Source organism: Paenibacillus konkukensis, assembly GCF_023523925.1.
Lineage (GTDB): Bacteria > Bacillota > Bacilli > Paenibacillales > NBRC-103111 > Paenibacillus_S > Paenibacillus_S doosanensis.
In genome coordinates this window covers 7,644,109-7,670,325 of the sequence record NZ_CP027059.1, presented here as the reverse complement: position 1 = coordinate 7,670,325, position 26,217 = coordinate 7,644,109, and the positions used below count along the sequence as shown (strand labels likewise).

Below are 26,217 nucleotides of genomic sequence, written 5' to 3'. Positions count from 1 at the left end.
TTATTTTGCATATTCGACCGCGCGGGTCTCGCGAATCACAGTGACTTTGATGTGACCCGGATAATCGAGCTCGCTCTCGATTTTCTTGGTAATGTCGCGAGCGAGACGGAACGCTTCCGTATCGTCGACTTTCTCCGGCTGCACCATCACGCGTACTTCGCGGCCTGCTTGGATCGCGTACGACTTCTCGACGCCTTCGAAGGACTCGGAAATTTCTTCCAGTTTCTCCAGACGCTTGATGTAAGTCTCCAGCGTTTCGCGCCGCGCTCCCGGACGGGCCGCGGACAGCGCATCCGCTGCGCCTACCAGCATAGCGATGACCGATGTGGCTTCGCAATCGCCGTGGTGGGATGCAATACTGTTAATGACAACCGGATGCTCTTTGTATTTCTTGGCAATTTCAACACCGATTTCAACGTGTGAACCCTCGACTTCGTGGTCCAAAGCTTTACCGATGTCATGCAGGAGACCGGCACGTTTCGCCAATGTCACGTCTTCCCCGAGCTCTCCAGCCATTAATCCGGTTAAATAGGCCACTTCCATCGAATGCTTCAATACGTTTTGTCCATAACTGGTTCTGAACTTCAAGCGGCCTAAAATTTTGATCAAATCCGGATGCAATCCGTGAACGCCGGTTTCGAATGTAGCTTGTTCCCCGTATTCACGAATCCGCTCATCCACTTCCTTGCGCGACTTCTCGACCATTTCCTCTATGCGGGCAGGGTGTATACGTCCGTCGGCAACCAATTTTTCAAGCGAAGTGCGGGCAATCTCCCTGCGAATAGGATCAAACCCGGAAAGAATTACCGCTTCAGGCGTATCGTCGATGATCAGATCGATGCCCGTCAGCGTTTCCAATGCACGGATGTTTCTTCCTTCGCGGCCGATAATGCGGCCTTTCATTTCTTCGTTAGGCAGCGATACGACAGAAACCGTCGTTTCCGCAACGTGATCGGCGGCGCAACGCTGGATCGCCAGCGTAATAATCTCGCGCGCCTTCTTGTCGCCCTCTTCTTTGGCCTGTTGTTCGATTTCCTTGATGAGCTGAGCCGTTTCATGGCGAACTTCCTGCTCTACGTTCGTGAGGATAATTTGCTTCGCGTCCTCCATCGTAAGGGCGGAAATCCGTTCGAGCTCGGCAACTTGATTTTTGTAAATCTCGTCGATTTGCGCTTGCGTTTCTTCGATTCTTTTCTCTTTGTTGGCGACCTGCTCTTCTTTTTTCTCTAGGGCTTCTAATTTTTTATCCAGCGATTCCTCTTTTTGCAACAATCGTCTCTCTTGTCGTTGTGTTTCATTTCGACGATCACGAATGTCTTTTTCAGCTTCGGTTCTGAGCTTGTGAATTTCATCCTTGGCTTCCAGAACCGTTTCTTTCTTCAATGCCTCCGCTTCTTTCTTAGCATTTTCTTTAATCTGCTCAGCGGCTTGCTCGGCACTCGAAATTTTCGCTTCTGCAAGGGACTTGCGGATAAAATAACCAATCCAAAAGCATAGCGCACCAACAACGAGAATGAGTAAGATCCAGATGGCCGGATGCATGATCCAGTTCACCTCCTCGTTGTTTCTCCAAGGGGTAAGCTTGGGACAGTATGGTTTTTAATCCGCATAACAAGCTTAAGATAAAGTAAAAATTGGCGATTTTACTTTGTGAATTTCCCGCTCAAGCATTGCAGGAAGATTCTGTGTATAAAAATATACATGATTATTTTATCTTTTGTCGAAGAAGCTTGTCAAGGTGTCCCCCGCAGAAATGATTGCTCCGGAACACGCCGAATCCCGGCAAGCCGCCGTGCGGCGCAGGTTTGACGGAATCGCATTTCCATTGTTTTATTCAAATTCATAGTCGGCTTCCTCCAGATCAAGCTCTCCGTAAGCTAGACCCAGCTCTCTTATGACGCGAGTGGCAATCCTCGATGAATATCCCCGGCGCATGAGGAAGCCGGCGGCCTTCCTTCTGCCCTTCAAAGGGTCCTCTGCGAAGTCCGAACGGTATTTTTTGAACGCCAGCTCAAAAGCGTACCGGTATTCCGTCTCCTCGTCTACTTGCTCCAGCGCCTGGGCGATATGCTCGGGTTGAAGCCCCTTATGCTGAAGCTCCTGCCTAACCCAGTTGCGGCCTTTTTTCTGCGAGCGAATGCGCTGCATGGCCAGCTGCTCGGCAAACTGACTGTCATCGACATACTGTTCCCGCCTTAGCCTCTCCAGCGTCTCGGCAGCCACCTGCGGATCGTATCCCTTTTCTTTGAGCCGCGCCTTCAGCTCGTATTCGGAGCGCAGACGGAAGGAGAGGAGCCGGATGGCGTCCACATAAGCCTGCTGCCGCTCCTGAGCCTGCGCAATCGCTCTGAAATGCTCTACGCCGATCTCCGCGCCTTTGACCAGCCTATGCTTGATCAGCACATCCTCGTGCACGGAGAAAGCGTATTGATCATCGATATACAGGTTATAGCGGTCTTTGACCCGCTTCTGTCGCTCGATCTTCGTTATCGTGCCGCATCGAACTGCGTCCTGCTGTTCGGTTTCCCTAACGTTATCCGTTTCCAATAGTCTCAAACACCTCAAATTGAAGAAAAGGCACCTTATACCAAAGTACAGGCGCCTTCTGTTCCTATATTATTCAAATGTTATTCAAATGCCAGCAAATCCGCTTCTTCTTCCTCATCCTTCTCGGCGAGATCGGAGCCGTTAGCGACGATCAAGTTGCTGTTATCGCGGATTTTCTTTTCGATCACATCAGCGATATGAGGATTTTCCTTCAAAAATTGCTTCGCATTTTCGCGCCCTTGACCCAAACGGTCGTTGTTGTACGAATACCAGGCTCCGCTCTTCTGGACAATGTCCATCTCGGTGCCGATATCGATGATGCTTCCTTCACGGGAAATGCCTTCGCCGTACATCAGATCGATGTCGGCCTGCTTGAACGGAGGCGCCATCTTGTTCTTAACGACCTTCACCCGCGTGCGGTTACCTACCATGTCGTTACCTTGCTTGATCGTTTCCACACGGCGTACGTCCAAACGGACGGATGAATAAAATTTCAAAGCGCGGCCGCCCGGCGTTGTCTCCGGGTTACCGAACATGACGCCGACTTTCTCGCGAAGCTGGTTGATGAAGATCGCGATCGTCTTGGATTTGTTGATAGCGCCGGAAAGCTTGCGCAGCGCCTGCGACATCAGACGAGCCTGCAAACCGACATGGGAATCGCCCATCTCGCCCTCGATCTCGGCCTTCGGCACCAGAGCCGCTACGGAGTCGATGACGACGATATCAACGGCGCCGCTGCGCACCAATGCTTCGGCAATCTCAAGCGCCTGCTCCCCGGTGTCCGGCTGGGACAGCAGCAGCTCGTCGATATTGACGCCCAGCTTGCTGGCGTACGATGGATCGAGCGCATGCTCCGCGTCGATGAAAGCGGCTTGTCCGCCCGCTTTTTGCACTTCTGCGATAGCATGCAGGGCAACCGTCGTTTTACCGGAAGATTCCGGACCGTATACTTCTATAATTCTACCGCGAGGGAAACCGCCGATGCCCAGCGCAATATCAAGAGCGAGGGAACCGCTCGGAATCGTTTCAACCTGCATGTGGGTGGATTCACCCAGTTTCATAATAGAGCCTTTGCCAAATTGCTTCTCAATTTGACGAAGGGCATTTTCCAGTGCTGCGCGCCGATCTGTCAAAACGGTCACTTCCTTTTCTCGTATTGGATACTTCTATGATAACTTGTTTTGTCTCTATTGCCAAGCATTTTTTGCGAACATACATTCGATTGTCAGTCAAAATAAAAACCGCAACAAGTTGCCATTGTCACGGTTCTTCCGTAAAACTATTATATTACAATGCCGGGGCACTAATCAAGCGCTAATTTGATAGAAGCTTCCAGAGCCGGTACAGGGCGCTTCGCGCCGCCCGCAGCTTAATGATGTCGCGGGTGCCGGAGAGCGCCAGCTGCGCAACTTCGGTTGCGCAGCCCTTGCGGGCGATGCCGACGTACACGAGTCCGACGGGTTTGCCCTCCGATGTTCCCGGGCCCGCTACGCCCGTGATGGAGACGGCAAAGTCGCTGTCCGAACGCTGCAGCAGCCCCTCGGCAAGCAGGCGCGCGGCCTTCTCGCTGACGGCTCCCGGAGCGTCCGTCCCTTCGAGCACGTCCATAGGAACGCCCAGCAGCCGGTGCTTCCATTCGTTCGTATAGCAGACGATGCCTCCCTGATAGACGGCGGAGCTTCCGGGCACGGCGGTGATCATGTCGCTGAGCAAGCCTCCGGTGCAGCTCTCGGCCGCCGACAGCTTCAGCCCTCTCTCCTGCATGATCCGAACGATCGCCTGCTCCAGACTAATGTCCCTGGATGCATAAATGTAGGCCCCCAGCCTGCTGCGGATTTCCGCTTCCAGCGGGTCCAGCTTGGCGTCCGCCTGCTCTTTGGAGGCCGCGCGGGTGGTGATGCGGACCGCAACCTCCCCTTCCTTCGCATAAGGAGCGATAGTCGGGTCCGACTGTTCCTTGATCAGATCGAGCAGCTCGTGTTCAAGCGACGATTCCCCGATTCCGGCGAACTTCAGCATGCGGGAGTGCAGCGGGTGCACGCCGTCCAGCTTGGTCGAAATCCAGGCGGCCGCATAGCGCTCGAACATCGGCTTCATTTCCTTCGGCGGACCGGGCAGCAGCACATAGTGGGTCCCGTCCTGAGTCAGCGCCGTGCCGACGGCCATCCCCGCGTCATTCGGCAAAGGATCGCTGCCTTCCGGCATCAGCGCCTGCCTCCGGTTGCTTTCGACCATATGAATGCCGCGATCGCGGAAAAAAGTCTCTATTTTGTCCATCGACGGCTGATGCAAAATCAGCTGGCGGTTCAAATAGGCGGACAGCGCGTCCTTGGTCAGGTCGTCCTGGGTCGGCCCCAGCCCTCCGGTGCATATAACCAGATCAGCCCGTCCGGAAGCCAGTCCGAGCGCTTCAATCAAGCGCGCCTCATTGTCTCCCACCACCGTCTGAAAGTGAACGGTAACCCCCAGATCGGCGCAGCCTTGCGCCAAAAACTGCGCGTTCGTATTCACGATCTGACCGAGCAGCAACTCCGTTCCTACGGCGATAATCTCTGCCTTCATCTTCGACATCTCCTTCTCAAAGTCCGGGTTTTAGCGGGCAACAAAAAAACAATAGGATAAACCTACTGTTTTTCAATCGCTGAAATTCAGGACATGCTTATTTTTTACGAAATAATCGAAACCGGAATAGACCGTGATGATTGCCGCGATCCAGCTGGCGAACATATCGAAGCGGAAATTGATGAAGGCAAACGGAAAATTATTGATCAGCAAAGCGATAATCGCCGTAATCTGCGTCGCCGTCTTCCATTTCCCCCATTTGCTCGCCGCGATGACATGGCCTTCCACGAGCGCGATTTGGCGCAAGCCGGTTACCGCGAATTCGCGGCTGATGATGACGATCGCAATCCAGGCGCCCAGCTTGCCCATTTCCACCAGAGAAATGAGCACGGCGGACACAAGCAGCTTATCCGCGAGCGGGTCCAGCAGCTTCCCGAGATTGGTGACCAGCTTGCGCTTGCGCGCAATGTAGCCGTCCAGACTGTCCGTGCTGGCGGCAATGATGAAGATCAATGCGGCAATGATCTGGTTGTAGGTAATAACGAATTGCTCGATTCGGATATGAGGAAACTTCACGTTCACCAGCAAAAAAAACATAATGATGGGAACTAAAAAGATCCTCGCCAAAGTGATCCGATTGGCCAGGTTCATGCCACAACCTCCCCGGATAAATCAAACTCGAACGAATGGGTAATACGAACCTTGGCTAATTCACCGATTTGAAGCTTGGCGCCTTTCACGAACACTTCTCCGTCGATTTCCGGAGCGTCGTATTGCGTCCGGCCGACATATACGTCGCTTCTGCCGTCATACTTCTCGATCAGCACGTCGACGACTTGGCCGATCCGGCTGCCGTTGCGCAGATTCGAGATTTCGCGTTGAATCTCCATCAACGTATTCGCGCGGTACTCCTTGACTTCATCAGGCACCTGGTCAGGCAAGCGGGACGCCGGCGTATCTTCCTCCTTGGAATAAGAGAACACGCCCAGACGGTCGAATTCCACCTCGCGGATAAACTGCTTCAAATTCTCGAAATCCTGCTCCGTCTCTCCGGGGAAACCGACGATCAGCGAAGTTCGCAAGGAAACGTTCGGGATTCTGGCACGAATCTTGCTGATCAGCTCCCGCGCGTCCCGCTGTCTTCCCGGTCTTCTCATCCGTTTCAGAATGCTGTCCTCGCTATGCTGCAGAGGCATGTCGACGTATTTGCACACCTTCGGGTTGCTTGCGATCGTATCGATCAGCTCATCGGTGAAAAATCCGGGATAAGCATAATGCAGGCGCACCCAATCGATGCCCGGCACTTCGGTGACCCGGTTCAGCAGCGTGGGCAGCATGAAACCGTCGTACAAGTCCGTGCCGTAGTTGGTCGAATCCTGTGCGATCAGGCTGATTTCTTTGACACCCTGCGCGGCAAGCTGCTCTACCTCTGCAATAATGGACTCGATACTCCGGCTGCGGAATTTGCCCCGCATGATCGGAATACTGCAGAAGGTACAGGCATTGTCGCAGCCTTCGGCGATTTTGACGTAAGCGGTGTAGCGGGGAGTCGCTACGCGTCTGGGCAGCGAAGCCTCGTAATTAAAGATAGGATTGCCGACGTGGATCGGCTTTTTGCCGGCCAGCGCCTCATCGACGATCTCGTTGATTTTATAAAAATCACCCGTACCGACGATCCCGTCAATCTCGGGCATCTCCTTCATCAGCTCTTCCTTGTACCGCTGCGTAAGGCATCCGGATACGATCAATGCCTTCAAATTCGCCGTCTGCTTCAGATCGGCCATATCGAGAATGGTATTTACCGATTCCTCTTTGGCGGCGTCGATAAATCCGCATGTATTGACAATGATAACGGTGGCCTCTTCTTTATCGTCGACCAATTCATAGCCGCGCCCGTGAACCAAACCTGACATAATCTCCGAATCGACCAGGTTTTTCTCGCAACCAAGCGTAACTACCTTCACTTTCTCTGTCATGTAAAATCCTCCAATGTTCAAGCCCTACTATTTTGTCTCAAGTATAATACATGGGTATAAAGAGTGTCAAAAAAGGGCCCTCGCAGCCGCATAAAGCTAGGAGCAAGGGCAAACGCTCCCGAAAAAGCTTACCTGAAGTTCAGAAACTGCAGTTCCAAAGGCAAGTCCGCCTTGCGGAGAAGCTGGATAATTTGCTGCAAATCATCCTTGTTTTTACCGGTTACGCGGATTTGTTCTCCTTGAATCTGACTCTTCACCTTCAGCTTAGAGTCGCGGATAAGGATGTTGATCTTCTTGGCATTGTCCTGATCGATGCCTTGCTTCAGCTTGATCCGCTGGCGAACCGTTCCTGAAGAGGCTCCCTCTACCTTGCCGTACTCCAGATTTTTCAAGGCGATGCCTCTCTTGGCCATCTTGGAGTGCAGTATATCGAGCACGTTCTGCAGCTTGAATTCATCGTCGGAGACAATGACCAGCTCCTCCTTCTCCAGAGCGATGCTGCTCTTGCTGTTCTTAAAATCAAAGCGGGTCGAAATCTCTTTCTCCGCCTGGTTAATCGCATTGTTCAATTCCTGCATATCCATTTTGGAGACAATATCAAACGAACTTTCGGAACTCATTCTTCACTCATCCTTTATCCTGATTTTTCCTCTACCCAGAGAATAACACAAAAAGACACCTTAGCCAACGCTTTCGGGTGCCTTTCCTTGCTTGCATCAACTTTCGGGCTGCGCGCTTCCTCATCAGACTGCCCGAAAAGCGCAGCCCATAAACCTTATGCTTTGGCCAAATCGATCTGAATCCGCTTCGCGTTCGGCGTATCGCCGACCGTAATCGACGTGCCGTTCACCGTAAGCTCGACCGCGTTGGATCGTCCGAAGATCATAAACGCCGAATTGTCGAGTTCCCAATTAGGAGCCTCACCGCTCGTGTAAGTTCCTTGTTCGAGAGTCTTCCGCGTTTCTCCCAGCGAATCGATCTGTACCCAGCAGGCGTCGCCGGTAACCTTCATTTCGATTTTCAGCTTGTCGGTATTGCTGACCGAATAGAAGTCGGTTCCGTTCTGGCTTTTCACAAGCTTAACATCGACCTGCGGCGCCGGTGGCGGGGTCGGCGTAGGAGTAGGCGTCGGCGTCGATGCATTCAGCGAAATTCCATATGTATCGCCTGTCACCGAGGCGGGCTCCCCCTTATCCGTCACCCGGTTAGGCTCGTTCGAAGCGCCCGCTTCCTGCTGCTTGCCGTTATAATTCGCATTGATATAGTAATAGATGATCCCCAGAATGAGAATTACAAAGGAAACCATCATGATCGTCGAAGCGTATTTCCCGATCTTTTCCGTGTTTCGCCCCGTTCTTTTGGCCCGGATCGGCTCGATATGCTCAGGCTCGGGAGTCGGAATCACGTTTTGATACATACGAAGCACTTCGTTCGGGTCCATTCCCACCGCTTCCGCGTAGCTCTTGATAAAAGCCCGCACATAGAAATTGCCCGGCAAGACCTTATAGTCCCCGTCCTCGATCGCTTCCAGATAACGTTTGCGAATCTTCGTCGTTTCTTCCAATTGTTCCAGCGATATTTTTTTATCCAACCTTGCCTTTCGCAGCAGTTGGCCAAGATCCGTCATGTTGTCACCCTCTTTCCGTTGCGGCTGATATGTTCGTATTAATATTCATCGAACCCGCTGATAAAGCTTTCGTACGAAATTTCTTCATCCGGGTTGTTGCGCAGCTCCACGATATAGTTAAAATCATCGTAGGTGTACTGGGATTCGCGGATAAAAATATCCGGATGCTCGATGACCTTAGTGGAAGGCATGCTCATAATTTCCTGCAGAAGCACATGATGCTTCTCATTCGAGCGAATCGTCGAAACGATCCCGTCGATAATAAATACGTTATTCGCATTCATCTCATCTTCCGACAGCTGACTGCGCACGGTTTGTCTAAGCAGCGTCGACGAAACGAACGTCCAGCGTTTATTGGAACATACGCTGCCTGCGATGATCGACTCGGTCTTGCCTACGCGGGGCATTCCTCTTAGTCCGACAACCTGATTGCCTTCCTGCTTGAAAATTTCCCCCAGAAAGTCGACCAACAAGCCAAGCTCATCGCGGGTAAAGCGGAAGGTTTTACGGTCATCCGAGTCCCGTTCGATATAGCGTCCGTGGCGGACGGCCAAAATATCTACCAATTTGGGTTCCCTAAGGGCCGTTATAGTTATATTATCCACTTTTTTCAACATTTTACCCATTAATTCGATTTTTTCATTATCATTGGTTTGCAGCAGCATGCCGCGAGTGCGGTCCTCTACCCCGTTAATCGTCACGATGTTTATATCGAGCATCCCCATCAAGGAAGCGACATCTCCCAACAGACCGGGACGGTTTTTATGAATTCGGTATTCCATGTACCATTGCTTCGTTTCCATTATTTACACCTCGTCGTTGATGTTCAGTGCGCATCTTTTCATATTTTGTAACATCTTACGAAAATATTCTACAAAATTCGCTAAATTCCTTCTCGTTTTCAGAAAAAGTTTACTGCGGCTTGTTAATCGTAATTTCCTGATCCGTATAGTTTTGAATTCCCGGCGTCCACCGTTTATTTTTCATCTGGTCCAAAATACCGTTAAGCACGGTATCCCATTTCAGCGCGACCGAGGTCGCGGCCATATTCATCACGGGTACCTGCAAATTTTTCATCCGCTGCAGCACGTTCGCCTCCAGCGGCGAGTATACCGCTATCCAGTCAGGAGCATGCTGCTTCACCTGATTTTGAAATTGCGGGTACCATCCCTCAGCATCGGAGAGCGAAATATATTCCGCTTCCTCCGAAGGAGCCCATTCGGATGGGATCGGATTGGCCGATGCGGTAATCCATTCAATCGCTTTGCCCATAGCCTGCTGCTGTTTGACCCATTCGCCCCATTGGGAACGCATGAACTCCGCGCCGCTTCTCTTCCATTCCAGATTGGTAGCCGATACCGGCGTTTCCGTACGATCGATCGCGTTATCCAGCAAAATCCACTTTTTGTCCGGAGTCGTTCCGATATAAGGCAAAACCTGCTGATTGAGGCCATTGCCCGCTACGATGATGTAATCATAAGCTACGGAATGAATTTTATTAACCTGCTCTTCGGACAAGGACGTGACATCCGGGAGCCATTCATTCGCAATAAACTCTTTATCCTTCCAAGACGACAGCGTTTTGGAAATCAACGACTTGGTCGTATCCGGCAAATTCGGCTCCGTAATGAGAAGCACGGATTGTTTGTTTTGCAAAAGCGCCGGGTCGATTGCGGGTATATTTTTACCGCAGCCGCTAACAATGAATAGTACGCACATTATGATTGCTGAACATCTTGCCCATCTCCATGTACTCAAACTTCTTCTTGCCGCCTTTCTTTGGAACATTTCCTTTAAGTATACCATGATTGGCATGGAAAAGCCTCCTTGGCAGGAGGCTCGTAACATCGCTTATTTATTTACAAGTTTCACCATCAGGCGAGCCATCGTTTTGCGTTCCGACTCGTCGGCGACATCCCACAGATCTTTCAAAATACGTTCTTCATTGTTCTCCGGATCGACCTTGTCAGACAGAAATTCGCCGATTTGGAATGCAAGCTTGCTGATCGTATCTTCGCTCATTCCCGACTTCTGAGCTTGTTCTACCCGATCGCCCAAAAATTCTTTCCAACGATCGAACACCTTCAATGCTGTTGCCATTGTTGTCAGCCTCCCTTTAGATGAAGTATCACTACGAATACTAATGTTCGCAAAAAGGAGGCGAAATATGCAGTTCGCTAAGTCAGCCAGCCGCCGTTGGGACTTATGATTTGCCCGGTAATATAGCCGGATTCTGGCAACGCCAAGAAATAGACCAGCGAAGCGATCTCATCCGGCTGGGCGAATCGTCCTGCGGGAATTTCGTTTTCCAGCGCGGCTTTCTCTTCGGAATCAAATCCGGCCATCATCATCGTGTCCACCGCTCCCGGAGCGACGGCATTGACGGTAACGCCCGATGGCGCCAGTTCTTTGGCCAACGCTTTGGTGAATGCGTTCATACCGCCTTTGGCCGTAGAGTATACGACTTCGCAGGAAGCGCCGGATATGCCCCAGATCGAGGAGACGTTGATAATTCGGCCGTATTTGCGGTTGATCATCGGCTGCATAAACTGCTGCGTAGTCAAAAAAGTGCCCTTTAAATTGACGCCCATCACATCGTCCCACATTTCTTCGGTCACATCGGACAATAGCCCGTAATGGGAGATACCGGCGTTGTTGACCAAAATATCCGGTATCATATTGTGATGATCCAGCTTTTCGTACAATCTTGCAATTTGTTCTCTGCTGCGCAAATCGGCTGCAGCCGTCAGCACCTTGGCGCCGTGCTTCATACAGCTGCGTGCCGTTTCGTTAGCCCCCTCGTGGGATTGCAAATAATGAATGATCACATTCATTCCCACCGTGGAGAACCGCTGCGCAATCGCCGCGCCGATGCCTCTGCTTGCCCCGGTGATCAGCACCGTCTGCTCGGTAAACGGCTTATGGCTCACGCCTGGATTCAAACCTTCTCGCTTCTTACGATGGAAGCCGCCAACTGATTCCAATCAAAATGCTGACGAAGCCGTTCATTCACGTCTTCTATAGTCATCTGCTCATACACCGGCAAAATATCGAACAGCTCGATTCCTTTAAAGCGGTACTTCGTAAATTCATTGGCGATCGCTTCAGGCGAGTTGAGCTGTCTCATAAAGCCGCCGATTTTCTTTTTGCGGCTTCTCTCGAAGTCCGCGGCTTGCACACCGTCCCGCTTCACTTGATCGATCTCTTCTTTAATGCGCGCGATCAGCTTCTCGGGGTCTTTCGTATCGCCGCCGATGACGGAGAAAGCATAGTTTTCGGCGATGTTATATTCGCTTCCGAAATTGTCCGAAATCAATTGTTCGTCATACAGCTTCTGATATATGCTCGAGCTGGGGCTAAGCAATATATCGAGCAGCACCTTCATCGAAAGCTCCCGCTTGAGCAGCTCCTTGCCCGCCGCTTTCTGTTCCGGCTCCTTGCAGCCGAACAAGCATTTGGGAAGCGATACCGGCAGGATCGTAACCTTCTCCTTCTGCTTGACCCCAGGAGGCTCCTGATCGAAGTAGCGGGCGATGTTCCCCTGCGGCTCATATACTTTCGCCGCCTGATTTTCCCTGACCAGCTCGATAATTTCCTCAGGCTTCACTCCACCGACGACGAAGAGGCTCATATTGCTCGGATGGTAAAACGTATGGTAGCAGTCGTACAGCAGCTCCTTCGTGATGTGAGAGATCGACTCGACCGTTCCCGCTATATCGATATGCACGGGATGAGTATGGTACATCGTTTCAATCAGACCGAAGTAGGAGCGCCAGTCCGCGTTATCCTGGTACATTTTGATTTCCTGCCCGATTATTCCTTTTTCCTTCTCCACATTTTCATCCGTGAAATAAGGATTTTGCACGAAATTAAGCAGCGTCTTCAAATTATCGTGAATATGCTCGGTCGCCGAGAATAAATAGGTTGTGCGGTCAAAGCTGGTGAAGGCGTTGGCCGAGGCGCCTTGCGAAGCGAATACGGCGAAGATGTCGCCCGTAGGCTCCTCGAACATTTTATGCTCCAGGAAATGAGCGATGCCGTCGGGAACCCGCTTCTCTTCCCCGCCCTCCACTTGAAAATGATTGTCGATGGAACCGTACTTGGTGGAGAAGGTCGCATACGTTTTCTGGAAGCCTTCTTTCGGCAAAATAAAAACGGACAGACCGTTCGGCAGCTGCTCGACATATAAGGTTTCTTTTACATGAGGATACGGAATAGCCTTCATCTGCTCATTCTCCTCCCTTCCGGTCGCGTAAGAAGTAGATCGTGTCGAGCTTCACCTGATTGGCCACTTCTTGAATGCGCGCTTTATCGACGGCAAGCACATCATCGATTAACGACGGCACGGTGCGCTCCACTCCGGACAAAATATTGTTGAAATCGAAGGCGATCAGCTCAAAGGCGGAATCCTGCAGCTCGCGCAAATGTCCGGTGATCATCGCTTTCGTTTGCTGCAGCTCGACATCGCTGATGTCGCCGTTATTCATCGCCTCCAGCTGCTTTTTAATAATGGCGACGGCTTTCTCGTAATTGTCCAGCTCGATGCCCGATTGGATCGTCAATATTCCTTTATGCCCGTCGAGACGCGACGATGCGTAATAAGCCAAGCTCGCTTTTTCCCGCACGTTGGTAAACAGCTTCGAATGCGGGTAACCTCCCAGAATGCCGTTATACATCAGGACGGTCGGATATGTAGAATCCGCATAAGTCGTATAGACGCGCAGCCCCATATTCAGCTTGCCTTGATTGACATCCAGGCGCTCGATGACTTCGCGGACCTCGGAGACGCTGCGATGCTCCGGTTTTTTGGCGTAGCTGCCGGCATCCGCTCTGCTCACATCGAAGCTGCGTTCGACTATCGGCATCACTTCCGCCAGCGAAGTTTGGCCGACGACATAAATATCGATGACGGCCGATTGCAGCCATTCCTGATAACGCGAATATAAAGACTCGGGAGTAATCTCCTGCAGCCGATCGATTTTGCCGAGCGGATGAAGCCGGTACGGCTCATCGCTGCACATTTCTTCAATGCATCGCTCAGCCGCGTATCTGATTTTATCGTTAATGATGGATTCAATTCGTTTTTGCAGGGTAATCTTCTCGGAATCCACATACTTGCTCACAAATTTGCCGTTATCGAGCGCAGGCTTCGTGATAGCCTCTCCGACGAACTCGATCCCCTTCTGCAGCAAAGACTCGGTGCTGTTAACGAACTGATCGTGAATAAGATCCATACGGAACTGGACCATTTGGTAGTCGCCCCGCTTGTAAATATCGAATCCGAAGCCGGCCCCGTACAAATCATCTAGACGCTCGCGGAACTGCTTGGTCTCCGGATATTTCTGCGTACCGCGGCGAAGCACGAAAGGGGTAAAAGCCGTCGGCGTTACCTTCTCCTCCTCCAAGGGGGTACCGATGTACACCGATACGGCATACGTCTTAAACTGCTGCGTGGGCAGCACATGCACACGAATATTACGGATCGTGCCACGCTCAAATTGAATGTTTTTCAACGGGACATAACTCCTTTCGTCGGGTTTATTCCATTATATTCCTTCAGAAACAGAAGAAGCAACCGCTAAGGGTCACTTCTCGTCTTCCTCACTTGCAAAAAATATGTTTGCCGATTTGCTTCACCTGCGGGCGGGTCCAAATCCATTTGGACGTAGCCGTCTCCGGGTTAAAATAGTACAGGCAGCCCCCAGTAGGATCGGTCCCGTTTAAAGCGTCCTGAACGGCCCGTTTGGCCGTATCGTTCGGCGTCAGCCAAATTTGCCCGTCCGCCACCGCGGTAAATGCGCCCGGTTGGAAAATGACCCCCGATACGGTATTCGGAAAGCTCGGGGAATGCACGCGGTTTAAAATAACCGCCGCTACCGCCACTTGACCGATGTAAGGCTCCCCGCGGGATTCTCCGTAAACGGCGTTGGCCATCATGTCCAAATCCTGCTGCGACAATCCGAGGTGGTTCGACGAAGTCATATTTGCCGGCGGACTGCCTGCTTGTTCTCCTCCGCCCGTTTGCCCCGCTCCCGCGTTTCCTGTGGTCGGCGGCAGCTCGTTGGCCGCAGGCTTATAATCCTTGGTCGCCTCCCACAGCTTCAGCTTGGTCTTGGAGCCGGCGATCCCGTCTACATTCAAGCCGAATTCGGATTGAAACCATTTCAAGGAACGCAGGGTATTATAACCGAAATCTCCGTCGACGCTCCCGTAATAAAAGCCAAGGTATTTCAATCTCCCCTGGAGCTCATAGACATCTTTGCCCGCTGCGCCGTAGGCGATATCATTCTTGCTGAACGTTTGCTGGGCATCGAACCGGTGCTTAACCTGATAGCCGGCAAACAAGACAAAAACCAAACAGAATGTAATGACAATCAGACGTTTATTCATGTAGTTGTACTCACCTTTCCCACATTCATATTGGCAACCTTTTTAAGGTTATTATGAGAAAGGAAGTAAGCTTCTATTCAGACAAAACAGGAAAGTACTGGAGAGCCGTATGGGGAGAAGCCGCGAATTTGGATAGAAAGAAGTCCTAAGGAACAAATCCCCCAAAAGTGACGTGATGCTCTGAAGCTTATTCCGTCCGCATCCAGCCTAAGCTGGATCGGCGTCTAACCCTTCCTCTGGGATCGTTCTATGGGTAGACTTTACTTTCGGGGGAGATCCCAGATATCCACAGGATATGGCTGCGCATCATTTCCTAAACAATAATAAAGCACGCCGATTCATCCGATCGGCATGCTTTTGTTATACCTAGCCGCATTACGAAGACATTCGGCCTTGATACTGCTCCAGCGACACGAGCACTTCGCGCGGCTTGCTTCCCTCGTAAGGCCCTACGATGCCCTTGGCTTCCATCGAATCAATCAGACGCGCGGCTCTCGTATAGCCTACGCGCATGCGGCGCTGAAGCAGAGACACCGATGCCTGCTTCGCCTCGAGAATAATTTGTACCGCCTGATCGTACAATTCGTCCTCAACCTGCTCCGGAGCATCGCTCTGCTCCTCGATCTGCGGAACCATATCCTCGACATAGTTGGCCTGCCCCTGCGTTCTGACGAAGTTAACGACCGCCTCGACTTCGCTGTCGGACAGGAAAGCTCCCTGAACGCGAACCGGCTTCGATGCGCCCATCGGCAAGTACAGCATATCGCCGCGGCCAAGCAGCTTCTCTGCGCCGACCATATCGAGAATGGTCCGCGAATCGACCTGCGAAGATACGCCGAAAGCGATACGCGAAGGAATGTTCGCCTTGATGACGCCGGTAATGACGTCGACCGAAGGTCTTTGCGTAGCGATGATCAAGTGGATTCCGGCAGCCCGCGCCATCTGCGCCAGACGGCAAATCGCGTCCTCGACGTCGCCCGCGGCCACCATCATCAAGTCGGCGAGCTCGTCCACGATGACGACGATATACGGCAGCGGAGCCCCCGATTGCGTCTCCAGCAGCATCGTATTGTAGCCTTCCATGTTACGCGTCCCGCTCTTCGAGAACAGCTCGTAACGCTTCTCCATCTCGACGACGACTTTCTTCAAAGCCAACGACGCGCGGCGCGGATCGGTGACGACCGGGGCCAGCAAATGCGGGATGCCGTTATATACGTTAAGCTCGACCATCTTCGGGTCGATCATCAGAAATTTTACTTCATCCGGCTTCGCCTTATACAGAATGCTCGTAATAATGCCGTTGATACACACGGATTTACCGGAACCGGTCGCACCTGCTACCAGCATATGCGGCATCCGGGCCAAATTTCCGACGATAGGCTGGCCGGATATATCGCGGCCCAGTGTGATCGACAGCTTGGAGCTGGCTTCCTGAAACGCGCCGCTCTCCATGACCTCGCGCATCGTTACGATCGATACCTCGGTGTTCGGAACCTCGATCCCGATTGCAGATTTACCCGGAATCGGCGCTTCCATACGAATATCCTTCGCGGCAAGCGCCAACGCGATATCGTCGGTCAAGCTGACGATCCGGCTGACCTTCACGCCGACGTCCGGCTGAATTTCGTAACGTGTGACCGACGGGCCGCGGACAACCTCAAGCACTTTGGCTCGCACCCCGAAGCTTTCGAGCGTAGCCTCCAATTTACGCGCCACCGCCTTGTAATCGAGCGTTTCTCCTCCTTTGCCTACGTTTGGCTTCGCCAACAGCTGGAAGGAAGGCAGCTCGTAAGGGGCAGCCAGCGGCTTGTTGTTAATGTCGAAATCCTCGGGCGCCCCGCCTTCACCATCTTGCTCTTTGCCGGTTTGGGCTTGCGCTTGAGCCGCCGAAGCGGGAGCGGAAACCGCTTGAGGCTTGTGGGCAGGCTGGACGGTTTCCTGCTGCACATGCTCTTGGAAATCGCGGATCACCGGAATGAGCGGCTCCTGATCCTGATCGTACGGCGCTTCGTCCTCGTCCCATTCGGCTACGGCCTTGCCTGCCGCCGCGGGACCGGCCGGGAAAGCATCGTCCCCGCCGCCGTCTGCTTCCTTCTCATCCGTCCCCTGCTGCTTGGGCTGGATCAAATCCATAAACAACGAACGTTTCTTGCCGGCCTTCTTGCCTTTACGCTCCGGCTTTAAGGTTTCTTCGTCGAACTCGTTATCGTCCGGCACAAAAGGAATAACCACGGCTTTCTTCTTCGCCGGAACGGCCGCTGCCTTCCGTTTTCGTTCCACCAGCTTCCGCTTGATGTACTGGCCAAGCAGCGTATCGGCAAATTTGTGGCCGCCCTTGATCTTCAGCAGCAAATCGCCGATCGATATCCGCGTAACGAGCAGTATCCCTATCATAAACATCGTATATTGAATCAGCTTCGCTCCCAGATTGGCGAACAGAAAGAATAAGATGCTGTAGAGCGACGCGCCGATCATTCCGCCGCCGGCTTCGACCTCTAGCACCACTCGCCCTTTGTCCGACGCTTGCAGCCCGTCCATCATGCTTTTCCATGTTTGCGACCATATCATCCCTGCAGTAAACTTGCCGTTCGGATACAGCTTGTCGAACAGCGAGATATGGTTCATCAGGATCAGAGCCAATAAAATCAGCAGCACTCCCGATTTGCGTGTCGTCCGCCACACAGGCCATTCTCTTTTGACCATAACATACAATCCTATGTAGATGAAAACAAGCGGTATCGTAAAATCCATCGACCCGATGGTAAACCGGAACAAATACATGAAGGCTCGCGCTACAGGCCCTTCTAGCGATAGCGCAATGATGGACAGCGTCAAGATGACGATGCCGTACAATTCATATTTCAAGTTCGTTTTAATGGCCTTGCTTTTCTTTTTTGGCCTCGCCAACGCGGCTCACCTCCAAGTACAGATTATACCATACTTTGGGTGGAAGCTTAACTGCTTGGCAAAAATCAGACCAGAGAACTAAATGGTCGGATGAAATTCGATAATTCGACCCGGTGCATACTCCGGATGCATGTAATCCTGAGGATTGCAGCTAATAATCCGGACGATTGCGGCCTGATTCGCATTCATCGGCTGCACCTGCATCGTAATCCCGTTCATGACAATCTCCATATGGTTGGCTTCCAGCTTGTCGATTCCTTCCATGACGACATCGAGCGGCATAACGGTGTAATGGATCATTGAACCATCCCTCCGGCTTGCGAGTGGCGTCTGTCTTCAATTCTCCGGTTCAATTCGCCGATGGCGTCGCCCAAGCCGCCGATTTGATTGATTAGGCCGTATTTCACGGCATCGGCCCCAATAACCGTCGTCCCGATATCGCGCGTCAGTTCTCCCGTCTTGAACATCAATTCCTTCAGCTTTTCTTCGGTGACCCTGGAGTGTCCCGTAATAAAGCGAATGACCCGCTCCTGCATTTTATCCAAATATTCGAACGTTTGCGGTACTCCAATAACCAGTCCGTTCAATCGGATCGGATGAATGGTCATCGTCGCCGTCTCGGCAATAATCGAGTAATTGGCGGATACGGCGATCGGTACGCCGATGGAGTGGCCTCCCCCGAGCACAAGCGTTACCGTCGGTTTCGATAAAGTCGCGATCATCTCGGCAATGGCCAGCCCCGCTTCGACATCGCCTCCGACCGTGTTGAGGATGATAAGGACGCCTTCGATTTTCGAATTTTGTTCGGCTGCGACCAGCTGAGGAATCAAATGTTCGTATTTGGTCGTTTTATTTTGCGGCGGCAGCACCAAATGGCCTTCCACCTGTCCGATAATCGTCATGCAGAAAATATTCGATTCGTTCGTCGGGGTCGCTGTCTGCCCTAACTGCTGAATCGCGTCGACGGTCGGATTCTTTCTGGATTCGTCTGTCATAGGCTGTGCCGGCGGTTGCGGCTGAGTCTCTTGCTGCTTCGAATTGGTCATAAAGGAAGTCCCCCTAACTATCGTTTCATCATCCCCCATAGTATGGATTGGCTGTGCGAAAATATGCAGCGTCCGTTCGTGCCGCTATGACAGGTAGAAACGTTTGGCGGAAAAAGAAAAAGATCGCCCGAGGGACAAGCCCCCGTTCGATCTTCGGTTGGATTAAGCAAACACCTATATGGATAAAAGGTTACAAGCTGCTGACTGGTGGTTTTGGATCAAACTTCCATAATGATTGGAAGGATCATAGGTCTTCTTCTGGTTTGTTCATATAAAAATCGTCCTAGTGCATCTTTTACATGGGTTTTCAACGATGCCCATTCGTTCACATTTTCGTTCATCAAACGATTCAGTGTGCTTGTTACGATCCGGTTTGCTTCATCCAGCAAGCCTTCCGATTCTCTAACGTATACGAAACCTCTGGATATAATATCAGGCCCGGATAATATAGCACCGTCTTGTTTGCTTAGCGTAACGACAACGACCAGGATGCCGTCCTGTGAAAGAAGCTTACGGTCGCGAAGCACGATATTGCCAACGTCGCCCACTCCCAGACCGTCGATCAGAATGTTGCCGGAAGGAACTTTCGACCCTTTGCGGGCAACTCCGTCCTGAACTTCCACCGTTTCGCCGTTGTCCACGATGAAGATATCTTCCTTCGGAATACCTACGGATTCCGCCAACAACCCGTGCTGACGCAGCATCCGGTATTCGCCGTGAATCGGAATGAAATATTTCGGCTTCATGATGTTAAGCATCAGCTTCAGCTCTTCCTGACTGCCGTGCCCGGATACGTGAACTCCCGTAACGGAACCAGGACCGTAAATAACGTGAGCGCCGATGCGCATCAATTCATCTACGGTTCTTCCCACGTAGCGCTCATTGCCCGGAATTGGAGTCGCCGCGATGATCACGGTATCCCCAGGCAAAATATCCACCTTGCGATGGGTCGATCTGGCCATCCGCGTAAGAGCCGACATCGGCTCTCCTTGGCTTCCCGTCGACAAAATGGCTACACGGTCCGCCGCCAGCTTGTTCACTTCCTCCGGCTCGATCAGCATTCCGTCAGGAATATGCAAATAGCCCAATTCACTGGCAATCCCTACGACGTTGACCATACTGCGTCCGATCACCGTCAGCTTTCTCCGGGTAGCTACGCAAGCGTCCACAACCTGTTGAATCCGATGAATGTTCGAAGCGAATGTAGCGATGATAACCCGCTGCTTCGCCCTGCGGAATACTTCCTCGATTTGAATGCCGACGCTTTTCTCCGAACCGGTATAACCCGGACGCTCGGCATTCGTGCTATCGGATAAAAGAGCCAACACTCCTTTTCTGCCGATAGCGGCCATACTATGCAGATCGGCATACTGTCCGTTTACAGGAGTCTGGTCGAACTTGAAGTCCCCCGTATGCACGACATTGCCTTCCGGAGTTTCTACGCAAACGCCTACAGAATCCGGAATACTATGATTCGTTTTAAAGAATGTCGCCGTCAAGGCACCCAGCTTAAGCTCGCTTTCGGAATTGATGAGAATCCGCTTCGTTTCACCGAGCAAATTCGCTTCTTTCAGCTTCGTTTCGATCAATCCCAAAGTCAGCTTGGTACCGTATACAGGAACATTCAAATGCTTGAGCACATAAGGCAATCCGCCGATGTGATCCTCATGTCCGTGCGTAATGATAATTCCTCTGACTTTATCCCGGTTCTCGGACAAATAAGTGATATCCGGGATTACGATGTCGATACCCAGCATGTCCTCTTCAGGGAACTTCAAACCGCAATCGATGACAACGATATCATTGGCATACTGCACCACATACATGTTTTTCCCGATTTCGCCCACGCCGCCCAGAGCGATAATCGAAAGCTTATCTATATTTTTCTTAGACAAAGCAATACCTCCTAATTTATATTGACGACGAATTTTCATAAGAACTCAAACCAAACCAAAACCGCACCAGTCACTTGCCACCATTATACATGAAGAAAAACCGCAATTTCAAGCTGCCCTTTTTACGAGCTATTGTTTCCTAAAAAAAGAAAACCGATGCTAAAAAACGCACCGATTTTCTAAGACACCTCATTCAAACAACGAAGTAATGAATCGTCCTTCTTCTTCGGTTACATTTATTAACGGTAAACGAACTCCCCCCACTTCGACTCCCCTGCCGTTCAAAGCGAATTTGACCGGTGCCGGGTTCGGCACGCGATGCGGGCATTCGAACAAGCCTTTAAATACGGGATGAAGTTTGGCATGGATTTGCGTCGCTTCGCGAACGTTTCCCTGCAAATAACAGTTTATCATATTCTTCATATCTTTTCCAATCACATGACTCGCTACGCTAATAACCCCATGCGCGCCGACGGATAACGCAGGCAGCGTCATGTTGTCCTCCCCGCTGTACACAAGGAATCCGGGAGCTGCGTCTCTGACGACTCGGGTCAATTGATCGAGATCGGCGCAATCTTTGGTAGCCGCGATATTAGGAATCTGCGATAAACGGATCGTCGTATCGGCATTCAGATTGACGCCGGTGCGCCCGGGCACGTTATACAAAATGCACGGAATGTTGACCGCTTCGGCGATCGCTTTGTAATGCTGATACATTCCCTCCTGGGAAGGGCGATTATAGTAAGGGACTACCAGGAGCAGGGCATCGACGCCCAGCTTCTCGGCTTCCCGTGATAAATGAATGGAATGCGCGGTATCATTGCTGCCAGTACCTGCGATGATTTTGCAGCGGCCGCCTGCATGCTTGACTGCAAATTTGAACAGCTCCAGCTTCTCCTCCTCGGTAAGCGTCGGCGATTCTCCGGTTGTCCCGCAAACGACCAAACTGTCGCTAGCCTGCTCCTCAATCAAATAATCGATCAGTTTGGCAGTTTGATCCCAATCAATTTGCAAATTGGCATCAAAAGGCGTCACCATTGCAGTAATGAGTCTTCCGAAATCCACGACTAAATTCCTCCCACGTTTTCTGTTATCGATGCAGCTCGAATTTTTTGTGCAGCGCGCGGACCGCATGAGCCATATCGGCTCCTTGGACAAGGACCCAGATGGTCGCGTTGGAGTCCGCGGACTGCAGTATGCTTATATCTTCTTCCGTCAACGCTTCGACAATTTGCGCCATAATGCCCGGAACGCCGTTCATGCCGCCCCCGATGATGGACACCTTGGCGCAATTGGAAGTATGCTGCGGTTTATATCCCAATTCCGTCAATATGCGGACGGCCCTCTCCGCTTCATGGTCGAACACGGTGTAAACCACGCCCGACGGATTCACGTTGATAAAATCCACGCTGATATGGTGGACGGCCATCGCTTTAAATACGCTCAGCTGCAGGTCGTAAACGCCTTCACCTGCCGCTACCTGGATTTGCGTGATGTTCGCAAAGTTGGCGATTCCTGTAACAAAACGGTCCTGAACCGCGTCTTTCTTTTGTACGATCGCATCCGAGTGAGTCACCAGAGTGCCCGGATCTTTACTGAAGGTGGAGCGGACCCGGATCGGGATATTGGCGTGCATCGCCACCTCCACCGCACGGGGGTGAATCACCTTGGCTCCGTGATGAGCCATATTGCATATTTCCGAATAGGAGACGACAGGCAGCCGTCTCGCATCCTCGACGATCCGCGGATCGGCCGTTAAAATGCCCTCGACATCGGTAAAAATGTCGACGATTTCCGCTTTCAGCGCGGCTCCCAGAGCCGTAGCCGTCGTATCGCTGCCGCCGCGGCCAAGCGTAGTAAAATCATGCTGCTTCGTTTGGCCCTGGAAGCCGGCGACGATAACGACCTGATCGCGTTTCAGAAGCTCCATAATGCGCTGAGGCTGTATGGAAACGATTTGCGCGTTGCCGAAATCGTCGTTCGTCGTAATCCCCGCCTGAGCCCCTGTCAAAGCCGTAGCCGAGATTCCGCCGGCATGCAGCAGACTGCATAAAGTGGCGGCCGAAATCAGCTCGCCGCAGCACAGCAGCATGTCTCTTTCTCTTGCCGGCAATCGATTGCCGTTTTGGCTTATGAAATCCAATAACGTATCCGTTGCGTAGGGCTCGCCTTTTCTTCCCATAGCCGATACGACGATAACGAGTTTGTAGTCTTGTGCCAATGCATCCTGAATGTGTTCGACGACGAGTGCTCTAGCTTCGACGCTGGAAAGGGACGTGCCTCCGAATTTCTGAACCAGAATGTTCATGAGGTCCCTCCTGTCAATGTCGGAAGACAAGCTTTGCTTCGCGGGTCGTCCGGACCCGGTTATCGAAGAAGCCCGCTTCGTAAGCATCCTTATATGCAGAACAACAGCTAGGCCTCCTTGCGGAAGCCTGCAATGTACAATTATTGCTCGATAGCGATATATTCCGCGATTTGTACCGCATTCCAGGCCGCGCCCTTCAGCAGATTGTCGGATACGATCCACAGGTTTAGCGCGCGGGGATTGCTCAAATCGCGGCGAATGCGGCCGACGAATGTTTCGAGTTTACCCGCTGCGTCCGTTGCAAGCGGATATTGCTGCTCCGACGGATTATCCTGCAAAACGATACCAGGCGCGTCCGCAAGCAGCCGCTTCACTTCTTCCACGTCAAAATCCTGATTCAACTCGACATAGACCGACTCGGAATGACCGTATACGACCGGAATACGCACGCAAGTTGCGGTCACTTCCAGCGATTCGTCTCCCAGAATCTTTTTCGTCTCGTTAATCATTTTCATCTCTTCGTAGGTAAAGCCGTTATCCGTAAATTTATCGATTTGCGGAATGGCGTTAAAAGCGATCTGATGCTTCACGGGCAAAGCTCCGACCGGCAAAATTTGCGGTTCTGCCGGACGGCCCCCCAGCACTTCCTTCGATTGGCGCAGCATTTCATCAATCGCACGTGCTCCGGCGCCGGATACCGCCTGATAGGTGGAGACGATGATACGGGAAATGCCGTAACGGTCATACAGCGGCTTCAAGGCGGCAACCATCTGGATCGTCGAGCAGTTCGGATTGGCGATAACGCCTTTATGTTCGTTGATTTTGTCGATGTTCACTTCCGGCACGACAAGCGGAGTTTCCGGGTCCATCCGGAAGGCGCTGGTATTATCGATACACACGGCGCCATGCTCCACGGCATGGGGAATCAACTCCGCGCTTACGCTGCCGCCTGCGCTGAACAAAGCGATATCGATACCTTTGAAGCTATCGGGAGCGGCTTCTTCAACGGTAATGTCGCGACCTTTGAACTTAATCTTCGTTCCTGCGGAACGCGCGGACGATAACAGCTTCAACTCTTGAATAGGGAAATTACGTTCATCCAGCAAGCGTATAATTTGCTCTCCTACTGCACCTGTTGCGCCTACTACTGCAATGTTGAATAATTTCTGATTCGACATCTTGATTGTCTCTCCCTAAACAAAATCATTATTAGTAATTGAATCGTTCGATCACCATCGGCTGAAGCTGCTTGCCCTCAAGTGCGGCTTCGCACGTTTCCATAATAAGATCCATACGCGCAACGAGAGAATTCGGCTTGGCCGCAGGCGCATCTTGCCCGAACGGAACAAAGTAAATGTTTTTGGTAATCAACAATTTGCCGATATTCATTGCATTCAGTCCAAGACCGTCATTCGTAGATATGGCCAATACCAACGGCTTCTGATTTCTCATTTGCGCCTTGGCCGCCATCAAGACCGGGCTTTCAGTCATGGCGTTAGCAAGCTTGCTCGTCGTATTCCCCGTACAAGGAGCGATGACAAGCACATCCAGCAGCTTGGAAGGTCCAAGCGGCTCCGCATCTACAATGGAAGCAATGATATCGTTCCCGGTAATCTCCTTCAACTGCTGCTGCCAATTTTCGGATGTACCGAAACGGGTATCCGTTGTAAGTATCGTATACGAAACAATCGGAACCACACGGGCTCCGGCGTCGACAAACCGCTGAATCTGCGGCATAACCTCAGCAAAAGTGCAATGGGATCCCGTAAGCGCAAAACCTACCGTCGTTCCTTGCCAATTCATTCCTTATTCCTCCTCTGTCCTGCATCCTCAAGGATAATGCGGCTCAGGGTGTCGGCAATGATGCGACCGGCTGTTTTCGGCGCAACAATTCCAGGGAGTCCCGGCGCGAGCAAAGCCTTGATCCCCCGCTTCTCGGCGAAACGGAAATCCGTCCCTCCCGGCTTCGAGGCCAAGTCGATGATCACTGCGCGATGTGGAATATTGGCAATAATCTGTGCTGTGACTATCATAGACGGAATTGTGTTAAAAAGCAAGTCAATATTCGCCACCTGAGCATACAAATCCTGCGTGTAAAAAGGGGTGAAGCCCATTTCCCAAGCTCTTGCATAGTACTCCGGCTTGTTGACGCCTACCTTGACTTTAGCGCCCAGGCCTTGCAGCGTTCTGGCCACGGTAATCCCCGTTCGGCCGAAGCCCAGCACCATGCTGGTTGAGCCGTGAATCGTAAAATCGGTATTTTGAATAGCCATCATAATGGCGCCCTCAGCAGTCGGTATCGAGTTGTAAATCGCCACATCGTCCCGGTCAAGCAATTCCACCAGCCGAATCGAATACTGGGAGCACAGTTTGCGCAAGTAAGCTTTAGCCATACCTGTAAATACCTGGGCGTGCTTGGGAAGCGCCTTGATGTGTTCTTCCGTCAAGCGCAGCTCGGATGTGGAAAAAATACTTTCCACAATCCCGTGATCGTCTGTACCAACAACAGGCAAAATGATTGCATCCAACGCCTCAAGGGCTTCGGGGGTCAGTCCGGCTTTGCTGATGCCGCTGAATTGATTTTGCAAATTATCGAATCCGATCAAAGTAATCGAAGCATCCAGCTCGGAGCATTTATGAATAACTTCAAGCTGGCGAGCATCGCCACCGATGATAGCCACTTGAATTCCTGTAAGCATTCATTCTCACCTCTTTCTTTCTGTCGCTTTCGATAACTCATCTTATGCGGCCGCCTAAAAATGGGTTACAGCTCTCTCTTACGTTCCGGCCAGAACCTCATCCAACGGAACAAATCCCCCCAAAGTGACGTGATGCTCTGAAGCTTATTCCGTCCGCATCCCGCCTAAGCTGGATCGGCGTCTAACCATTCCTCTGGGATCTCTATGGGTAGACATTACTTTCGGGGGAGCCCCCGGATATCCACAGGCCATTGCTGCGC

24 protein-coding genes are annotated in these 26,217 nt (G+C 51.7%); all 24 read right to left on the bottom strand.

Annotated elements, in window-relative coordinates:
• The 24 genes from rny to dpsA all read right to left on the bottom strand — a co-directional run bounded on the left by rny (position 1) and on the right by dpsA (position 25,957).
• The gene (rny, locus tag SK3146_RS33550) at positions 1–1,542 is read right to left on the bottom strand and encodes a ribonuclease Y (RefSeq protein ID WP_249862878.1); all 1,542 of its coding nucleotides are present in this window, start codon (positions 1,540–1,542) and stop codon (positions 1–3) included.
• Positions 1,543–1,830: 288 nt separating this feature from the next.
• Entirely contained in the window at positions 1,831–2,547 is a 717-nt protein-coding gene (locus tag SK3146_RS33545) for a RecX family transcriptional regulator (RefSeq protein ID WP_249862877.1), read from the bottom strand.
• 80 nt (positions 2,548–2,627) lie between these two features.
• Complete coding sequence (recA, locus tag SK3146_RS33540) at positions 2,628–3,680, bottom strand: recombinase RecA (protein WP_283942798.1); 1,053 nt, start codon at positions 3,678–3,680, stop codon at positions 2,628–2,630.
• A gap of 181 nt (positions 3,681–3,861) precedes the next feature.
• Entirely contained in the window at positions 3,862–5,109 is a 1,248-nt protein-coding gene (locus tag SK3146_RS33535; protein WP_249862875.1) for a competence/damage-inducible protein A, read from the bottom strand.
• Positions 5,110–5,181: 72 nt separating this feature from the next.
• Positions 5,182–5,760, bottom strand: a complete 579-nt coding sequence (gene pgsA, locus SK3146_RS33530) for a CDP-diacylglycerol--glycerol-3-phosphate 3-phosphatidyltransferase (protein ID WP_249862874.1) — start codon at positions 5,758–5,760, stop codon at positions 5,182–5,184.
• Positions 5,757–7,085, bottom strand: coding sequence for a 30S ribosomal protein S12 methylthiotransferase RimO (rimO, locus tag SK3146_RS33525; protein WP_249862873.1), 1,329 nt, complete (start codon positions 7,083–7,085; stop codon positions 5,757–5,759). Before rimO ends, pgsA begins: the two co-directional genes overlap by 4 nt.
• 128 nt (positions 7,086–7,213) lie before the next feature.
• On the bottom strand, positions 7,214–7,705 hold the full coding sequence (locus SK3146_RS33520) for a YajQ family cyclic di-GMP-binding protein (RefSeq protein ID WP_249862872.1): 492 nt from the start codon (positions 7,703–7,705) through the stop codon (positions 7,214–7,216).
• 155 nt (positions 7,706–7,860) lie between these two features.
• The gene (locus tag SK3146_RS33515) at positions 7,861–8,712 is read right to left on the bottom strand and encodes a helix-turn-helix domain-containing protein (protein ID WP_249862871.1); all 852 of its coding nucleotides are present in this window, start codon (positions 8,710–8,712) and stop codon (positions 7,861–7,863) included.
• 38 nt (positions 8,713–8,750) lie between these two features.
• A complete protein-coding gene (locus SK3146_RS33510) occupies positions 8,751–9,515 on the bottom strand; it encodes a DUF3388 domain-containing protein (protein WP_249862870.1) in 765 nt (254 codons plus the stop codon).
• 109 nt (positions 9,516–9,624) lie between these two features.
• Positions 9,625–10,368, bottom strand: a complete 744-nt coding sequence (locus SK3146_RS33505; protein WP_249862869.1) for a hypothetical protein — start codon at positions 10,366–10,368, stop codon at positions 9,625–9,627.
• A gap of 195 nt (positions 10,369–10,563) precedes the next feature.
• On the bottom strand, positions 10,564–10,812 hold the full coding sequence (locus SK3146_RS33500; protein ID WP_249862868.1) for a DUF3243 domain-containing protein: 249 nt from the start codon (positions 10,810–10,812) through the stop codon (positions 10,564–10,566).
• Between the two features lie 77 nt (positions 10,813–10,889).
• Positions 10,890–11,654 (bottom strand): elongation factor P 5-aminopentanone reductase, encoded by a 765-nt coding sequence (gene ymfI, locus SK3146_RS33495; RefSeq protein WP_249862867.1) that lies wholly within the window; start codon positions 11,652–11,654, stop codon positions 10,890–10,892.
• A complete protein-coding gene (yfmH, locus tag SK3146_RS33490; RefSeq protein WP_249862866.1) occupies positions 11,651–12,937 on the bottom strand; it encodes an EF-P 5-aminopentanol modification-associated protein YfmH in 1,287 nt (428 codons plus the stop codon). The genes ymfI and yfmH overlap by 4 nt, the downstream gene beginning before the upstream one ends.
• Before the next feature lie 4 nt (positions 12,938–12,941).
• Positions 12,942–14,225 carry an EF-P 5-aminopentanol modification-associated protein YfmF gene (gene yfmF / locus SK3146_RS33485; RefSeq protein WP_249862865.1) on the bottom strand — a complete coding sequence of 428 codons (1,284 nt, stop codon included), beginning with the start codon at positions 14,223–14,225 and terminating at the stop codon, positions 12,942–12,944.
• Between the two features lie 88 nt (positions 14,226–14,313).
• Positions 14,314–15,102 (bottom strand): spore cortex-lytic enzyme, encoded by a 789-nt coding sequence (sleB, locus tag SK3146_RS33480; RefSeq protein ID WP_249862864.1) that lies wholly within the window; start codon positions 15,100–15,102, stop codon positions 14,314–14,316.
• 375 nt (positions 15,103–15,477) lie between these two features.
• Positions 15,478–18,009 (bottom strand): DNA translocase FtsK, encoded by a 2,532-nt coding sequence (locus SK3146_RS33475; RefSeq protein WP_249862863.1) that lies wholly within the window; start codon positions 18,007–18,009, stop codon positions 15,478–15,480.
• 78 nt (positions 18,010–18,087) lie between these two features.
• On the bottom strand, positions 18,088–18,309 hold the full coding sequence (locus SK3146_RS33470) for a YlzJ-like family protein (RefSeq protein ID WP_249862862.1): 222 nt from the start codon (positions 18,307–18,309) through the stop codon (positions 18,088–18,090).
• On the bottom strand, positions 18,306–19,055 hold the full coding sequence (locus tag SK3146_RS33465) for a ClpP family protease (RefSeq protein ID WP_283942797.1): 750 nt from the start codon (positions 19,053–19,055) through the stop codon (positions 18,306–18,308). Before SK3146_RS33465 ends, SK3146_RS33470 begins: the two co-directional genes overlap by 4 nt.
• 218 nt (positions 19,056–19,273) lie before the next feature.
• Positions 19,274–20,950, bottom strand: coding sequence for a ribonuclease J (locus tag SK3146_RS33460; protein WP_249862861.1), 1,677 nt, complete (start codon positions 20,948–20,950; stop codon positions 19,274–19,276).
• A gap of 189 nt (positions 20,951–21,139) precedes the next feature.
• Entirely contained in the window at positions 21,140–22,015 is an 876-nt protein-coding gene (gene dapA / locus SK3146_RS33455; protein WP_249862860.1) for a 4-hydroxy-tetrahydrodipicolinate synthase, read from the bottom strand.
• A gap of 25 nt (positions 22,016–22,040) precedes the next feature.
• A complete protein-coding gene (gene dapG / locus SK3146_RS33450) occupies positions 22,041–23,258 on the bottom strand; it encodes an aspartate kinase (RefSeq protein WP_249862859.1) in 1,218 nt (405 codons plus the stop codon).
• 140 nt (positions 23,259–23,398) lie between these two features.
• Positions 23,399–24,436: an aspartate-semialdehyde dehydrogenase gene (locus tag SK3146_RS33445; RefSeq protein WP_249862858.1), complete on the bottom strand. Its 1,038-nt coding sequence runs from the start codon at positions 24,434–24,436 to the stop codon at positions 23,399–23,401.
• Positions 24,437–24,467: 31 nt separating this feature from the next.
• Positions 24,468–25,061 carry a dipicolinate synthase subunit B gene (locus SK3146_RS33440; protein WP_249862857.1) on the bottom strand — a complete coding sequence of 198 codons (594 nt, stop codon included), beginning with the start codon at positions 25,059–25,061 and terminating at the stop codon, positions 24,468–24,470.
• The gene (gene dpsA, locus SK3146_RS33435) at positions 25,058–25,957 is read right to left on the bottom strand and encodes a dipicolinate synthase subunit DpsA (RefSeq protein ID WP_249862856.1); all 900 of its coding nucleotides are present in this window, start codon (positions 25,955–25,957) and stop codon (positions 25,058–25,060) included. The genes SK3146_RS33440 and dpsA overlap by 4 nt, the downstream gene beginning before the upstream one ends.
• Between the last annotated feature and the right edge of the window lie 260 nt (positions 25,958–26,217).

Bases quoted from the DNA above. Each gene is read 5' to 3' on its own strand.
- rny (WP_249862878.1), bottom strand. From the start codon at position 1,542: ATGCATCCGGCCATCTGGATCTTACTCATTCTCGTTGTTGGTGCGCTA.
- SK3146_RS33535 (WP_249862875.1), bottom strand. From the start codon at position 5,109: ATGAAGGCAGAGATTATCGCCGTAGGAACGGAGTTGCTGCTCGGTCAG.
- pgsA (WP_249862874.1), bottom strand. From the start codon at position 5,760: ATGAACCTGGCCAATCGGATCACTTTGGCGAGGATCTTTTTAGTTCCC.
- rimO (WP_249862873.1), bottom strand. From the start codon at position 7,085: ATGACAGAGAAAGTGAAGGTAGTTACGCTTGGTTGCGAGAAAAACCTG.
- SK3146_RS33520 (WP_249862872.1), bottom strand. From the start codon at position 7,705: ATGAGTTCCGAAAGTTCGTTTGATATTGTCTCCAAAATGGATATGCAG.
- SK3146_RS33515 (WP_249862871.1), bottom strand. From the start codon at position 8,712: ATGACGGATCTTGGCCAACTGCTGCGAAAGGCAAGGTTGGATAAAAAA.
- SK3146_RS33510 (WP_249862870.1), bottom strand. From the start codon at position 9,515: ATGGAAACGAAGCAATGGTACATGGAATACCGAATTCATAAAAACCGT.
- SK3146_RS33500 (WP_249862868.1), bottom strand. From the start codon at position 10,812: ATGGCAACAGCATTGAAGGTGTTCGATCGTTGGAAAGAATTTTTGGGC.
- yfmH (WP_249862866.1), bottom strand. From the start codon at position 12,937: ATGAAGGCTATTCCGTATCCTCATGTAAAAGAAACCTTATATGTCGAG.
- sleB (WP_249862864.1), bottom strand. From the start codon at position 15,102: ATGAATAAACGTCTGATTGTCATTACATTCTGTTTGGTTTTTGTCTTG.
- SK3146_RS33470 (WP_249862862.1), bottom strand. From the start codon at position 18,309: ATGATCCATTACACCGTTATGCCGCTCGATGTCGTCATGGAAGGAATC.
- SK3146_RS33465 (WP_283942797.1), bottom strand. From the start codon at position 19,055: ATGACCAATTCGAAGCAGCAAGAGACTCAGCCGCAACCGCCGGCACAG.
- dapG (WP_249862859.1), bottom strand. From the start codon at position 23,258: ATGAACATTCTGGTTCAGAAATTCGGAGGCACGTCCCTTTCCAGCGTC.
- SK3146_RS33445 (WP_249862858.1), bottom strand. From the start codon at position 24,436: ATGTCGAATCAGAAATTATTCAACATTGCAGTAGTAGGCGCAACAGGT.
- SK3146_RS33440 (WP_249862857.1), bottom strand. From the start codon at position 25,061: ATGAATTGGCAAGGAACGACGGTAGGTTTTGCGCTTACGGGATCCCAT.
- dpsA (WP_249862856.1), bottom strand. From the start codon at position 25,957: ATGCTTACAGGAATTCAAGTGGCTATCATCGGTGGCGATGCTCGCCAG.